Below are 12,213 nucleotides of genomic sequence, written 5' to 3' on the forward strand. Positions count from 1 at the left end.
CCTGCCATTTCACACTTGCAACTGACGTTCTGAACGGATAACATAGATTAATATAGGTTACGTGCGATTAAAAGGAGGGCCTTTCATGTTTTTGGCTGAAGAAGGAACAGCAACAGTAGCGACATCCGGCTTCGACCCGTTTGACGTGTTTATGCTCGCATTCACGGTGCTTATTTTTATTGGCTTCGTTCGTTTGCTGATGCATCGTCCCCGGAAAAACTGGTTCGCAATCGGCTTCGCTGGCGTTTCGTTGCTGTTGTTTTTGACGATTGACGCGATTATGATTTTCACGATTTGGTAAGCGGCTAACATGGCAGTCGCTCCATCGATACATCTCTGTGGCGGCCAGGACGAGAGAGCGTCCGGCATCGGAGGTGTATTTTTTTTGGGAATCAAGGCAAGGAAAGCTACAGGGTGGAGGTGCGACATGAGCAAACGAAACGAGAAAACCGGAGAAAGCCGGATGATGCCGATGACGGTCCGGACGATCGAGCCGATCGGCGAAGGGCTGCGCGTCTGTCTCGACCTGGTCGATGTGCTGGCAGATGACGAGGGCGTGCTCGTCGGCAGCACCGGGCACGGCTATGCGCTGGTGCTCGCGGAGACCAGGGCCTCGGCGACCTACCCGCCCCGGCCGTTCCGCGTCAACTGCGGCGCAATCCATCAGTATGTCCGCCAAGGCGAGCGGACGATCTACCTGTCGGAGCTACGGCCAGGCATGCCGCTCACCGTCGTCAGTCCGCGAGGCGAGCGGCAGATCGCAGTAGGCAGGGTTAAGCTAGAGCGGCGGCCGCTGCTGCGGCTGGTGTGCGACTACGAGGGCACGGAGGTATCGATTGTCCTCCAGGCGTCGGAGAGCGTCCATCTCTGGAGCGACTCGGGGGCAGCACGGCCGGTGCTGGAGCTGGAGACGGGCGAGCAGTTGGCCGGCTGGCCGGATCGACCGGGACGACATTTGGGCGAGCGGACCGAGGGCGAGAGCTGGGAGCTATAGGAGAGAAGAGTTCGAAGAGATAGAAAATGGCGGCGCAGGGATAGTCCCTGACGCCGCCGTTTGACGATAAGGAAGAGTGTGGGCAAGCGTGAGAGCCTACACCCACCACATTTCGCCGAGCGGCTCGCGGATCAGCACCTGCTGGAGGTTTTGCACCGCTTTGGAGAAGCCTTCCTCAACGGACATCAGGCCGTCCTCATGCTCGATGCTGACGACATAGTCGTAGCCGACCAGACGCAGGGCGCTAATGATGTCGGCCCAGGTTTTGTTGTCGTGGCCAAAGCCGACCGAGCGGAACTGCCAGGCGCGGTCGAGCATCTGCGTATAGGACTGCATGTCCGTGACGCCGTGGCTGTTGACGTTGACTGGATCGATGACCGTGTCCTTGGCGTGGAAGTGATGGATCGCGCCTTCCTTGCCGAGGATGCGGATCGCTTGCACCGGATCGATCCCCTGCCACCACAGATGGCTCGGGTCGAGGTTGGCGCCGATCGCTTCGCCGGCCGCTGCGCGCAGACGGAGCAGCGTCGCTGGCGTATGTACCGAGAATCCGCCGTGCAGCTCGAGGCCGATCTTCACATTATGCTCGGTAGCCAGCTTGCCGATCTCGGTCCAGTAAGGGATAACCTTGTTCTCCCACTGCCAGTCGAGGATCTCCTGGAAGTCGTTGGGCCATGGCGCGACCGGCCAGTTCGGATACTTGGCGTCCTCATGGTCGCCAGGGCAGCCGGAGAATGTGTTGACGACAGGTACGCCCAGCTTGCCGGCGAGCTCGATTGTCTGACGGATCACCGTGTCATGCTCGCTGGCGATCGCTTTTTGCGGATGCAGCGGGTTGCCGTGGCAGCTCAGCGCGCTGATGATCAGGCCGCGGGATTCGACCGCTTCTTTGAAGGCGTTCAGCTTGCTCTCGTCAGCGAGCAGCTCGCTCGGGTTGCAGTGTGCGTTGCCAGGGTAGCCGCCTGTGCCGATCTCGACGGCGTCCAGGCCTTGCCCTTTGATGTAGTCCAGGGCCTCTTCCAATGATTTCTGGGCGAATAATACCGCGAATACACCTAACTTCATTGAATCAGATACCTCCTGTATTGGATGGTTGTGGAAAGCGCGTTCACCCCGTATTATACCATGTCCCAGACAAGGATTGAAATGAGATTTCACCCTGCCTCCAATCTTCTCGGTGCTGAACACTGACCTTTTTGAACACGTACTTTAAGGCTTCGTATCGTCTTGCATCATCTGCTTGTAGATTCGCGTACGCGGGTTTGTTAGAATGAAGAGAAGAAGACAGGCTTGGAGGATAACCATGAACAGCTTAACAAGGCAAGACATCGAGTTGCTCGCCCCGGCGGGAGATTGGGATTGCATGCGCGCAGCGGTGGCCAATGGCGCCGACGCCGTATTTTTCGGGGTGGAGAAGTTCAACGCCCGGGCGCGCGCCAACAACTTCCGCAGCGACGAGCTCGGAGAGATCATGGCTTTTTTGCACAGCTATGGGGTCAAGGGCTTCCTGACCTTCAACATATTGGTGTTCGAGGATGAGCTGGCGGAGGCCCGTCAGCTGATCGAAGCCTGTATCGAAGCCGGGGTCGACGCGGTCATCGTCCAGGACCTCGGTCTCGTGCGGATGATCCGGGAGCTGTCGCCGGACTTCCCGATCCACGGCTCCACCCAGATGACGATCACCTCGCCGGAGGCGGTCGAGTTCACCAAGCCCTTCGATATGGAGCGGGTCGTGCTCGGACGGGAGAATAACCTCAAGCAGATCCGCCAGATCGGCGAGCAGGCGAAGCTGCCGATGGAGGTATTCGTGCATGGCGCGCTCTGCGTCTCCTACTCGGGGCAGTGTCTGACCTCCGAGATGTGGGGCGGCCGCTCGGCCAACCGGGGCGAGTGCGCCCAGGCCTGCCGTCTGCCGTACGACCTGATGGTCGATGGGGAGCACAAGCCGATGGGCGACGTTACGTATCTGCTCTCGCCCAAGGATCTGGCCGCGCTGGATATCGTGCCGGAGCTGATCGAGGCGGGCGTCACCTCCTTCAAGATCGAAGGCCGGTTGAAGACGCCTGAGTATGTCGCCAACGTCGTCAGCAAATACCGGGCGGCGATCGACCGCTACTTTGCAGGCGATCGCGCGAAGCCGTCGACGGAGGAGCTGCGGGAGCTGCAGCAGAGCTTCTCGCGCGGCTTTACGCACGGCTTCCTGGGCGGCACTAACAACAAGCTGCTCGTCGACGGCACCTTCCCGAAGAGTCGCGGCGTCTATCTCGGCCGTGTCGAGCGCGTGCTGCGCGATGCGGTCATCTGCCGGATCGAGGCGCCGCTCAAGCGGGGCGACGGCATCGTCTTCGACGCTGGAGATCCGACCAAGAAGGAAGAGGGCGGCCGCGTCTACGATCTGCGGCGCCAAGGCGTCAAGCTGGAGGGCGAGGCGCAGGAGGGGACGGTGCTCGAGCTCGTGCCGGGCCGCAACGATATCGATCTGGGCCGAGTCAAGCCGGGCGACCGAATCTGGAAGACTAACGATCCTGCGTTGGACAAGCGGCTGCGGCAGACATTCGAGACGGAGAAGCCGTATCGGGTATTCCCGCTGCATGTGCGCGTCAGCGGTACAGTGGGCGGACCGCTGCGCAGCTGGTGGACGGATGTAGAGAAAGGGACGATCGTCGAGGTGGCGAGCGAGCTGGAGCTGGAGGCGGCCCGCAAGCGGCCGCTCGACGAAGAGGTGCTGCGGGAGCAGCTCGGCCGTCTGGGCGGCACGCTGTACCAGCTGGAGCAGCTGGAGCTGCATCTGGGCGAGGACGTCATCCTGCCGATCCGCGAGCTGAACCGGATGCGCCGCGTGGCTGTCGAGCAGCTGTCGGGCGAGCGGCCCAAGCCGCCGGTCTATACCCGACTGCCGGTTACTGTCGTCCATACGCCGCCTTTGCGTCAGCCGGTCCATGCGCTTGAGACTCCGGCTCTGACTGCGCTTTGCCGCAGCGTCGAGCAGGTGGAGGCGGCTGCGGAGGCAGGGATCGAGATGATCTACGCCGACTTCGAGTTTATTAAGCAATTCCCTGCCGCGATCGCCGCTGCGCGTCAAGCGGGCAGTCGGATTGCGCTGGCAACGCCGCGTATTCATATGCCCGGCGAGAACGGCTACCACAATAATATTCTGAAGCTGCAGCCCGACGCCATCCTGGTCCGCAACACCGGCGCGCTCTACTTTTACATGCGGGCCAGAGCGGAGGCCGAGCGTGACGGCCGGGGCGAGTCGTTCCCGCGTCTGATCGGCGACTTCTCGCTGAACATCGCCAATCACAAGTCGGCGGATCTGTTCCTCGAGGCTGGCTGCGAGCGGATCACGCCTTCGTATGACCTGAACATCCAGCAGATGGTCGATTTGCTGGGCCATGCCGATACGTCGCGGGTCGAGGTTGTGCTGCATCAGCATTTGCCGATGTTCCATACCGAGCATTGCGTGTACTGCACCTTTTTGAGCGAGGGCACGGACTTTACCAACTGCGGTCGCCCATGCGAGGAGCATGCCGTATCGCTGCAGGATCGGATCGGGATGTCGCATCCGGTGCGCGTCGACGAAGGCTGTCGCAATACCGTGTACAATGCGGTCGAGCAGTCGGGCGCAGAATATCTTCAACACTTCCTTGAGCTTGGCGTCCGTTCCTTCCGCATCGAGTTCCTGGAGGAGTCGGCTGAGAAGGTCGCCGAGGTGCTCAGCCTGTACCATGACGCGCTCCGCGGACGGATCAGCGGCACGCAGGTGTGGCGCAAGCTGAAGGCGACCAATCAGCTCGGCGTGACGCGCGGCCAACTGGTCAAATAACGAGGCGCAGGCCTCCCAATGCAAGCCGTGCCGAACCCGGTACGGCTTGTTTGCATCGCTGGCAGTCCCGGAATTGACGCCTAGTAGTGTCAAAAGGAGGAATCCGCAAGACTGAAAGAGAAGCTTATACTTACCGATATACAAAGAGAGTCAGGAAAAGGGCGGGATGGCTGTCAACTTGCGCATCAAAATAAACGATCAAGAGGTATCATCCAATGAGCAAACAGAACGAATCATCGACTTCATCCAATTGGAGCGACCTTGTACTGAAGCTGGAGCAGCAATATTTGGCCGGCAAGCTGCCGAAGCATGAAGACTACGCCGCATTGCCGGCATCGTTGCGGCGGACTTCGCCGCTTCTGTTGCGCATGGATTGCGTCAGACTGATGCTTGACGGTCGCACGCGGGAGGCGGCCGAGCAGCTGTCGTTGGCAGTCAAGGGATATGCGGCTCAGGCTAATGAGCGGGAGATGCTATCCATGATGGGGCTGCTTGCTTTGTTGTATACCCAGATCGGCGGCACGCCGGAAGCCCGGACGATGATCGATTTTTTGACGGAGGAATATGAGCGGACGCCAGGCCAATGCAGCGGTTTTGTCCTGTGGGCATTGGCGCGCGGCAGCGGCTCGACCGGTCGGGGCGCGACGCGAGAGCGATGGGGACGGTCCGAGCGCTACTATCTTGAAGCGGCGGCCCGATTTGCAGAATCCGGCGATTATATATGGTATGCCGGACTGTTGCTGGACCGCTGGATCTATGACGACAACCTGCTCGGGCAGCCTGAATGGGAGCGATGGCTGGAGCTGCTGCGGCAGTGGGCAACCTTATATCCCGTCTGCGGCCAGATTTACACGCTGCTGCGCAGCGAGCCTGGTGCGCCGATCGACGATCTGGGGCTGCCCGAGCGCGTCTGGATTCTGGTACAGGCGATGCGCACACCGAACCGTGCCTTAGTCAGGACCGAGATGCTGGAGCATGATGTAGAAGTGCAGCTGTTCACGATGCCAAGCGAGCTGGACGCGATCATCGCCGCCGATGATGCCGGAGCGGCTGCAGCTTGGCTGCGACGAGCGGCGATGCTGGCGGAGGCGATCGCTTCGCCGGCGGCGCAGCGTACGGCGGACCAGCTCGCGCAAGCGCTTCGCGAGCAGAGGCCAGGCTGGCTGCCCGCTGTCCAGGAACGGTCGGCGGAGGCCAAGGTATCTTCGGCAGAGCAAGCTGGACCGCTCGCCGCCAGTCCGACGATGCGGATACAGCTGTTCTCCGGTCTGAAGCTCTCGGCCGGCGCAGCCGAGCTGATCGAGCTGAAATGGAAACGGCGCAAAGCAAGAGAACTGCTCGTCTATCTGCTCCTCCAGCCTGGGCATCGGGCTTTGCGCGAGCATATCTTGGAGCAGGTGTTCGGCGAAGGCGAGGCGGCCAAGCTAGCCAATCACCTGTATGTATCGTTGCACGAGCTCAGGCATCGGTTGAAAACCTGGGGCTGGGAGGGCGCGGTCTACGCGCGGGGCGGTATGATCGGTATCGATGAGGCGTTTATCGGCTACATCGACATTGAGCAATATTATACATTAAGCCAAGTCGGCGATCAGCTGTGGGCGGACGATCGAGAAGCAGCGGTGAAGCTCTATCTCGACGCTGTGCAGCTCTATGGTCCGCTGGGAGCGGATATGCCTTACGCCGACTGGCTGGAGCGTTGTCGCTCGCAGCTGCTCGAACGTCAGACGCTGATGGTCCGACGGCTGATCGAGTATTACAGCGAGACGTCGGATAAAGCGCGCGCCGAGCAGTGGCTCAATCAGTGGATCGATCTGCGCCCGGACCACGAGGAAGCTTATCAGGCGATGATCCAGTTCTGGAAGGGGCTTGGTCATGAAGCCGAAGCGATCAGCTGGTACCGGCGGTTGGAGCGAGTGTGCGAGGAGGAGTTTGGAACCGCGCCGCTCGAGGAAACCCGGCGTTTGATATGGCCGTGAGGAGCGAGGTGTGCGGGGAGCTTCTGCGCAAGTTGGTGCCGGTGTATGCTGGAGCGATGCTGTTTGCCGTAGGGCTGCGGTATCTGGAGCTCTATTGGCTCGGCCATCTGGGCGTAGTAGAGCAGAGAATGTCAGGGCTCGGGACGGCCAGCGTCATGCTGGCGCTCTGGCTGCTCCTCAATGGCTATACGTGGTGGCGACTTCGATCGCCACAGCAGCTATCTCCCGGCATGTCGCCCGTGTTGTTCAATGAGCGGCTCGCCGCAAGATTGCTGACCTTGCCTTATGAGCTGCTGGTCGGCTTGACCTTATTGACGACGCTATCATCGTTGGGCGTGCGGGCCGGGCAGTTGGCTCGCGAGCATGGCGGCTGGAGCGACTGGCGTCAGGAGGCTGTGCTGGAGAAGCTTCAGTTGACCCTGGGCGAGAGCGGACTAGGGCTTACGGTGTCGGTCGTGCTGTATTTGTTGCTCCGCCGGGTGCTGCGCTCCTTTATCCTGCGGTTGGAGCCGTTGCAGCTGGGAGGCGGTGGATCCATCATCGGACCGTTAATTATTGCGTATGCCGGAACCTTTCTGGTGGCGATGATGAACTTGCTGCAGTTTGTGATCGCTTCCGATCACCGGGGCCAAGGGGTCAATTCCACCGCCTTTGCCGTTTCCTTCCTCTTCTACTTCCTGTTCGGCATCACTGCGCTCTCGATGATCGCCTTGGAGTTCCGCCGCGATCTGAGCGCGATGATCCGCAGCATCCGCGAGCTGGTGGGCGGTCATAGAGAGCGTGGACCGTTGATGGACAAAATACCGGTTATCTCGCGGGACGAAGCTGGCGAGCTGGCGATGGCGTTTAACGAGCTGCGCGAGAAGGTTGGCCATGAATACGAGGAGCTGGAAAAGGAACTGGAGCTGGCCTACAACATCCAGCAACAGCTGCTGCCGCCCGGAGATATCATCGCCGGCGCATGCCGCATCTTCTCCTGGAGCCGCTCCGAGCGCGAGGTCGGCGGTGATCTATGCGATGTCGTGCGGCTGGATGAGACGCGGACGGCGATCGCGATCGGCGATGTCTCGGGCAAGGGGATGCCGGCGGCGCTCGTCATGTCCGCAGCGATCGTCCTTTTCCGCTCCGAGATCAAGCGGGGAGGCAGCAGCAGCGAGGTGCTGCAGCGCATTAACCGGCAGCTATGCGAAGCGCTGGGCGGCGAGAGCTACGTCTCGCTTGGCATCGGTCTGGTGGACACGCTGCAAGGGACGATTACGTATGCCAGCGCCGGCCATCTCTCGCCTTACTTTATTACCGCCGGAGAGCGTCCGATACAGATCGAGGGCTCATCGCTGCCGATCGGCTTTGATCCAGAGGGGCGCTACACCGATGTGCAGCTGGAGCTAAAGCCCGGGGATCGGTTTGTACTTATTACAGACGGGATGGTTGAGCTGAGAGACCGGCAAGGCGAGTTGTATGGCTTCGATCGGTTCGAGAGCGAGCTGGCCGGCTGGGAGCCGGGCGTCCCGCTCGCTCAGCTGGTGGAGGGAATGTTGAAAAAGATGGAGGCGTTTGCGAGCGGGTTGGGGCAGGATGACCGGACGATCGTGGTGCTGGAGATGCAGTCGCCTGAGGGGATGCCCGCTACGGCAGCTAATGTAACCCTGGCCGGCGGCGGTCAGTTGATCTGCCAGTGGCTGATCCCGGCCGCGCATGGCAGCGAACGTCAGGTGCTGCAGGAGATGGAGCGGCTGATCGGCGAGCACTGGCCGCAGACGAGCAGGCTGGAGGATATGAAAAGCGCGGTGGCAGAGGCCGTCATCAACGCGGCCGAGCACGGCAATCGGTTAAACGAGTCGAGGCAAATACGAGTCAAGCTGCAGATCGGCACTCATCTGATCGTCTGCCGCGTGTACGACCAAGGGGCGGGCTTTGATGCCGCCGAAGCCAAGCGCCGTGAGCTTTACAATACCGATCGCAGCCAGCAGGAAGATCCGCGAGGGTGGGGGCTGATGCTGATCGACGGGCTAACGGATTATTGGGAGACGGGACGGGACAAGGATGGATTCTATGTGGAGTTGTTCTTTCTGCGCAAAGCTGAACGCTCCTGGGAAAAGGAGTGAGGATTATGGAACATCCGTTTTCGATGGATATCCGTTATACAGAGGATGCGGTCCTGCTTGACCTGCAAGGGGAGCTGAACAAGCCGGCGGAGGCGGTACTGCTCGGGCATCACCCTTGGGAAGAGGGGCTGCAGGGCGGTCGGCTCTGCCTGGTGTTGAATTTGCAGGATATCAACTATATTAATAGTGCGGGCATGGCGCTGCTCATCCGCCTAGCGAGAGCGGGAAAGAAGGGGAAATATCATACCTTTGCGTATGGTGTATCCGAGCATTATCAAAAGCTGTTTCGTATGGTCGGGCTCACGGAATATATGATGATCTACCCGGAGGAGCAAGCCGTCAAAGAACGAATCGCGGCGCTTCGGGAAGCGTCCTCGAAGGATGAGTTAAGTTGAAAATATGCAAAAAACCTCTTGATCTCCACATTGGGATCAGGAGGTTTTTTGTGGAAATTTAATCCAATTGGATCTTCGAGTCAAAAGCTTATTTATCCTCATACCCGGGATGATTGTAGTCGGTGTCCTTCAGCTCCTCGAGGATATTCATCCCGCGGATATGCGTGCGGGTCTCCTGAGTGCCGACGCGATAGACGGCTCGGTATACATCGATTAACTGTTCGGTGAATTGATTCTGGGCCTCGTCGTGGTCCGCAGATTTGTAAGGAATCGGCGTGCGCAAAGCAGTCGTCTCGTCCTCGCGCTGTCCTTGCTCAAGGATCGCTTGCAGCTCGGCGAGCTCCTCTGCGGTCGCTTCGATCGTCAGCTGCTCGCTTTTGGAAGGCTCGGTTTCGATGGCGCCGCCGGACACGGAGACGTAATACCGTTGCTTGTCATTGACAATCATGATAGGTCCTCCTTTGGGTGGAGATACTCTTACCTTCTATATATGAATGTATACCACCTGTATCGGTAGCTTGAAACAAGCGTGTCAAATTGACAGGCCCTCCGGGCTCTACTAGACTGAAGAAAAATGAACCCCTGGCGGAGGAATGAGTATGTATACTGAGCGATATGAGGAATGGCGGCATGTATTCAAGCTTGACCCGGAGCGGGAGATCGATGACGCGTCCCTGGAGCGAATCTGCATGTCGGGGACAGACGCGGTCATGGTCGGGGGGTCGAGCGGCGTGACGTTCGAGAATGTCGTCGATCTCCTAGCTCGCATCCGCAGGTATGAGCTGCCTTGCGCCCTCGAGGTGTCGGATCTGGAGGCGGCGGTGCCGGGCTTTGACCTGTATCTGATCCCGATGGTGCTCAATACGGAGCGCACGGAATGGCTGACCGGCAAGCAGGTGGAGGGACTGCAGGCGTACGGCTCTTATATCCCTTGGGAGAGCACTGCGGCGGAGGGGTATATCATTTTGAATGCGGAGGCCGAAGTCGCCCGTCTGACCGGCGCGTCGTGCGAGCTGGACACCGCAGCGGTGCTGGCGCATGTGCGGTTGGCCGATCGATTGATGCGGCTGCCTATTGTCTATATGGAATACAGCGGGCGATTCGGGGATATGCGGCTGGTGTCGCAAGCGGCGGAGCTGCTCACGCAGGCGAGATTGTTCTACGGCGGCGGTATCGTGGATGCGACACAGGCGGCCGAGGCTGCTGCGGCGGCGCATACCGTCATTGTGGGCAATATCGTCTACGATGACATCGAGGCCGCGTTGACGACCGTGGAGGCAGTGAGGCAGAGCGCCATTGCCCCGATATAAGCGTTTCCTGTCATGCAACTGTCTACTATATAGGCCGTCCCGGGACGGCGGCTGCCGTGGCTCATCGCTTGGCGATGGGCCATTTTAACATGCGGCTCTGCGGATAAAGATGGGCACCGCGGAACATTGACACCTTGGGGGCGGGCCGCTAGACTGGACATAGGCGAACATACGCGAACAAAGGAGCACGGATTGATGTACAAACCAATGGATATCGACCAGGCGGTCAGCAAGCTGAATGAGCGTCAGCGAGAGGCGGTCATCGCCACCGACGGACCTCTATTGATCATGGCGGGAGCGGGCAGCGGCAAGACGCGCGTGCTGACTCATCGGATCGCTTATCTGATCGAGAAGCGCCGCATCGCGCCATGGAGCATCCTGGCCATTACCTTCACCAATAAAGCGGCGCGCGAGATGCAGGATCGGGTATCAGCGTTGATCGGAGCGATGGGGGGCGACGTGTGGGTATCGACCTTCCACTCAATGTGCGTCCGCCTGCTGCGCAAGGATATCGACCGGATCGGCTACAACTCTAGCTTCTCCATCCTCGACTCGAGCGATCAGCTGTCTGTCATACGAGGCGTCATGAAGGATCAGAACATCGACACCAAGAAGTTCGAGCCCAAGGGCATCCAGGCTGTCATCAGCAGCGCCAAAAACGAACTGATTTCGCCTGAACGCTACGAGCAGAAGGTCGGCGATTATTACGAGCAGCTCGTGGCCAATGTATACAGCGCCTATCAGAAACGGCTCAAAGCGAACAACTCGCTCGACTTCGACGATCTGATTATGAAGACGATCCAGTTGTTTACGGAAGTGCCGGAGGTGCTGGAGTTTTATCAGAATAAATTCCGCTATATCCATGTCGACGAATACCAGGATACGAACCGGGCACAATATATGCTCTGCAATATGCTGGCAGACAAGCATCACAACCTGTGCGTCGTCGGCGACAGCGATCAGTCCATCTACCGGTGGCGCGGGGCGGACATCACCAACATCCTGAATTTCGAGGAGGACTACCCGGAGGCGCGGACGATCCTGCTCGAGCAGAACTACCGCTCCACCTCGACGATCCTCAATGCGGCCAACGCCGTCATCAATCAAAATACCGGCCGCAAGCCGAAGAAGCTGTGGACTGATCGGGGCGAAGGCGACCCCATCACCGTCTACGTCGGAGACTCGGAGCATGACGAGGGTTATTTCGTCACCTCGGAGATCCAAAAGAATAAACGGGCGGGGCGCAAGTTCGCCGATCATGCCATCCTTTATCGTACCAATGCGCAGTCTCGGGTCATCGAGGAAATCCTCATCAAGTCGGAGATTCCGTACCAAATCGTAGGGGGCATTAAGTTCTACGACCGCAAAGAAATCAAGGATCTGCTCGCTTATCTGAGACTGATCTCCAACCCGGACGACGACATCTCGCTCCTAAGGATCGTCAATGTGCCCAAGCGCGGCATCGGCGACACGACGATGGGCAAGCTGGCTGCCGAAGCGGGCGCTCGCGGCATCTCGATCTTTGCGCTGCTCGACCAGTTGGACTGGCTTGATGTGAGCGGGCGGGCGCGGACGGCGCTGGCCGAGTTCAAGCAGATGATCGACGACTT

Annotated in this window: 9 protein-coding genes and 1 pseudogene; 8 read left to right on the top strand and 2 right to left on the bottom strand. The window is 59.5% G+C overall.

Annotated features, from left to right (window positions below):
• The first annotated feature begins 85 nt into the window (after window positions 1-85).
• Window positions 86-301 (top strand): hypothetical protein, encoded by a 216-nt coding sequence (locus tag PA598K_RS28625; RefSeq protein ID WP_128660218.1) that lies wholly within the window; start codon window positions 86-88, stop codon window positions 299-301.
• Between the two features lie 126 nt (window positions 302-427).
• Window positions 428-994 (top strand): 3-dehydroquinate synthase II, encoded by a 567-nt coding sequence (locus PA598K_RS28630; protein WP_128660219.1) that lies wholly within the window; start codon window positions 428-430, stop codon window positions 992-994.
• A gap of 96 nt (window positions 995-1,090) precedes the next feature.
• Here PA598K_RS28630 and PA598K_RS28635 read toward each other — a convergent pair whose 3' ends face one another.
• Entirely contained in the window at window positions 1,091-2,059 is a 969-nt protein-coding gene (locus PA598K_RS28635) for a sugar phosphate isomerase/epimerase family protein (protein WP_128660220.1), read from the bottom strand.
• Window positions 2,060-2,297: 238 nt separating this feature from the next.
• On the opposite strand from PA598K_RS28635, the gene PA598K_RS28640 reads away from it, so the two are divergent.
• The 4 genes from PA598K_RS28640 (at window position 2,298) to PA598K_RS28655 (ending at window position 9,293) form a co-directional block, all read left to right on the top strand.
• The gene (locus PA598K_RS28640; RefSeq protein WP_185602282.1) at window positions 2,298-4,817 is read left to right on the top strand and encodes a U32 family peptidase; all 2,520 of its coding nucleotides are present in this window, start codon (window positions 2,298-2,300) and stop codon (window positions 4,815-4,817) included.
• 215 nt (window positions 4,818-5,032) lie between these two features.
• On the top strand, window positions 5,033-6,793 hold the full coding sequence (locus PA598K_RS28645) for an AfsR/SARP family transcriptional regulator (protein WP_128660221.1): 1,761 nt from the start codon (window positions 5,033-5,035) through the stop codon (window positions 6,791-6,793).
• On the top strand, window positions 6,784-8,898 hold the full coding sequence (locus tag PA598K_RS28650) for an ATP-binding SpoIIE family protein phosphatase (RefSeq protein ID WP_128660222.1): 2,115 nt from the start codon (window positions 6,784-6,786) through the stop codon (window positions 8,896-8,898). The genes PA598K_RS28645 and PA598K_RS28650 overlap by 10 nt, the downstream gene beginning before the upstream one ends.
• Before the next feature lie 5 nt (window positions 8,899-8,903).
• Complete coding sequence (locus PA598K_RS28655) at window positions 8,904-9,293, top strand: STAS domain-containing protein (RefSeq protein ID WP_128660223.1); 390 nt, start codon at window positions 8,904-8,906, stop codon at window positions 9,291-9,293.
• A gap of 88 nt (window positions 9,294-9,381) precedes the next feature.
• Here the strand turns inward: PA598K_RS28655 and PA598K_RS28660 are convergent, their stop codons facing one another.
• Entirely contained in the window at window positions 9,382-9,741 is a 360-nt protein-coding gene (locus tag PA598K_RS28660; protein ID WP_128660224.1) for a hypothetical protein, read from the bottom strand.
• Window positions 9,742-9,892: 151 nt separating this feature from the next.
• On the opposite strand from PA598K_RS28660, the gene PA598K_RS28665 reads away from it, so the two are divergent.
• Together PA598K_RS28665 and PA598K_RS28670 are read left to right on the top strand one after the other, a co-directional pair.
• Window positions 9,893-10,603, top strand: coding sequence for a heptaprenylglyceryl phosphate synthase (locus PA598K_RS28665; protein WP_128660225.1), 711 nt, complete (start codon window positions 9,893-9,895; stop codon window positions 10,601-10,603).
• A gap of 195 nt (window positions 10,604-10,798) precedes the next feature.
• Window positions 10,799-12,213, top strand: a pseudogene (locus PA598K_RS28670) (UvrD-helicase domain-containing protein); the annotation flags it as partial.

It is taken from the genome of Paenibacillus sp. 598K, assembly GCF_003851045.1.
Lineage (GTDB): Bacteria > Bacillota > Bacilli > Paenibacillales > Paenibacillaceae > Paenibacillus_D.

Excerpts from the sequence above, each read along its gene's own strand:
- PA598K_RS28625 (WP_128660218.1), top strand. The coding sequence starts at position 86 with ATGTTTTTGGCTGAAGAAGGAACAGCAACAGTAGCGACATCCGGCTTC.
- PA598K_RS28630 (WP_128660219.1), top strand. The coding sequence starts at position 428 with ATGAGCAAACGAAACGAGAAAACCGGAGAAAGCCGGATGATGCCGATG.
- PA598K_RS28635 (WP_128660220.1), bottom strand. The coding sequence starts at position 2,059 with ATGAAGTTAGGTGTATTCGCGGTATTATTCGCCCAGAAATCATTGGAA.
- PA598K_RS28640 (WP_185602282.1), top strand. The coding sequence starts at position 2,298 with ATGAACAGCTTAACAAGGCAAGACATCGAGTTGCTCGCCCCGGCGGGA.
- PA598K_RS28645 (WP_128660221.1), top strand. The coding sequence starts at position 5,033 with ATGAGCAAACAGAACGAATCATCGACTTCATCCAATTGGAGCGACCTT.
- PA598K_RS28650 (WP_128660222.1), top strand. The coding sequence starts at position 6,784 with ATGGCCGTGAGGAGCGAGGTGTGCGGGGAGCTTCTGCGCAAGTTGGTG.
- PA598K_RS28655 (WP_128660223.1), top strand. The coding sequence starts at position 8,904 with ATGGAACATCCGTTTTCGATGGATATCCGTTATACAGAGGATGCGGTC.
- PA598K_RS28660 (WP_128660224.1), bottom strand. The coding sequence starts at position 9,741 with ATGATTGTCAATGACAAGCAACGGTATTACGTCTCCGTGTCCGGCGGC.
- PA598K_RS28665 (WP_128660225.1), top strand. The coding sequence starts at position 9,893 with ATGTATACTGAGCGATATGAGGAATGGCGGCATGTATTCAAGCTTGAC.